Origin of the sequence: Pectobacterium brasiliense, from assembly GCF_013449685.1 — a bacterium.
Lineage (GTDB): Bacteria > Pseudomonadota > Gammaproteobacteria > Enterobacterales > Enterobacteriaceae > Pectobacterium > Pectobacterium brasiliense_A.
This window is the reverse complement of record NZ_JACDSF010000030.1, coordinates 1-1,492: the sequence shown is the minus strand read 5'-3', so window position 1 is coordinate 1,492 and position 1,492 is coordinate 1. Positions and strand designations below refer to the sequence as shown.

Below are 1,492 nucleotides of genomic sequence, written 5' to 3'. Positions count from 1 at the left end.
GGGTGCGCTTTCTGTGCCGTCCGGTACAGGTCATCACGCTGCTTCAGCAGGACATTATCTTCGCCACGGTGACGCTGTCCCGGCGTCACATATCGTATCCCGCTGTGACGATGCTCTTCGTTGTACCAGCGGGTAAATTTATCCACCCACTGACGAGCTTCACTCAGCGTTCTGAACCCCGACGACGGCCACTGTGGAACATATTTCAGTGTCCGGAACAACGACTCTGAATACGCGTTATCATTACTGACACGGGGTCTGCTATGAGACGGCGTGATATTTAGCTCATGCAGTTTCATCTGCAGGGTCTGTGATTTCATCGCTGCCCCATTATCTGCGTGCAGTACCAGTGGCTGACGCCAGCATCCCTCACGCATCACACTGCGTTGCATTAACGCTGCTGCCTGTTCGCCACTTTCCGTTTCATGCACTTCGTAACCCGTGATTTTCCGGCTGTACAGGTCGATTATCATATACAGATAAAACCAGCGACCGCGCACTACCGAAGGTAACCAGGTGATGTCCCAAGACCACACCTGGCAAGGCCCGGTTGCCGTGAATGTTGTCGGAACTGATACCTTTTGTTGCCGTATCTGACGCCCCCTGCGATGCACTTCACCTGACCGCCGTAGTATCCGATAAAACGTTGACTCACTGGCAAGATAAAGACCTTTATCAGCCAACCGTGGCACAATTTGGGACGGTGGAAGGCTGGCATATTCCGGTTCATGGCAGACATCCCTTATCCTGCTTTCTTCCTCAGCACTCAGTTGGTTAAGCGGTACCGGCCTTATCGCATCGGGTCGCCGGTCACGGGAAGAACGCTGCCAGCGACGCAAGGTCCGCAGACTCAGGTTGACTTCACGACAGGCAATCATCAGCCGTGCGCCCGATGCTACCGCTTCATTGATCCAGATGATGAACTGTTTCCGTTCATCTTCCGGCGTCAGTCGTCCTCGTCGGTTTCCCCGTAGTAGTCCGTGAGCTTTTTTCGCAGTACCAGTATGGCAGCCGCCTCCGCAAGGGCTTTTTCTTTACGGAGAAGCTCTTTCTTTAGCTGTTTGTTTTCTTTCTGACTTTGCTTTAAGGCTGCTTTATCACCGGGATTTTCAGTTTGCATAAACCCCTGTTTCCACTGAACAAGTTGCTCCGGATAAAGTCCTTTTTTACGGCAATATTCTGCTACTTCGGCCTCACTGAGCGTGGCCGTTTCGACTATCACGGCAAAGCGCGCTTCTGGTGACCACTGGTCTGTTGTTTTCTCTGCACCGGGCACGGGTTTTCCCTCTGATTTGGCCTGATTACGCCAGTTATAAAGGGTAGCTTCGGATATTCCTTCCATCTGTGCAACAGCAGCAACGGTCATATTGTAGGGGGGTAGCAGTTTTGCCAGTATGCTGGCTTTTCGTTCAGGGTAAACACGTTTCATTTGTCATTCCATCACCCTCGGTTTCTTTTTCATAGAGGGTGACAACTATGCTGACACTGAGGG

At 51.9% G+C, this 1,492-nt stretch carries 1 protein-coding gene; it reads right to left on the bottom strand.

Annotated features, from left to right (window positions below; translation table 11 throughout):
* Nucleotides 1–1,429, bottom strand: a protein-coding gene (locus H0248_RS13285; RefSeq protein ID WP_257981558.1) for an IS3 family transposase whose coding sequence is annotated in 2 segments (ribosomal slippage) — nucleotides 1–994 and nucleotides 994–1,429 — 1,430 coding nt annotated over the 2 segments. Because the reading frame shifts where the segments join, the coding sequence is not laid out codon by codon here. This gene is flagged as partial in the annotation.
* Nucleotides 1,430–1,492 lie beyond the last annotated feature (63 nt).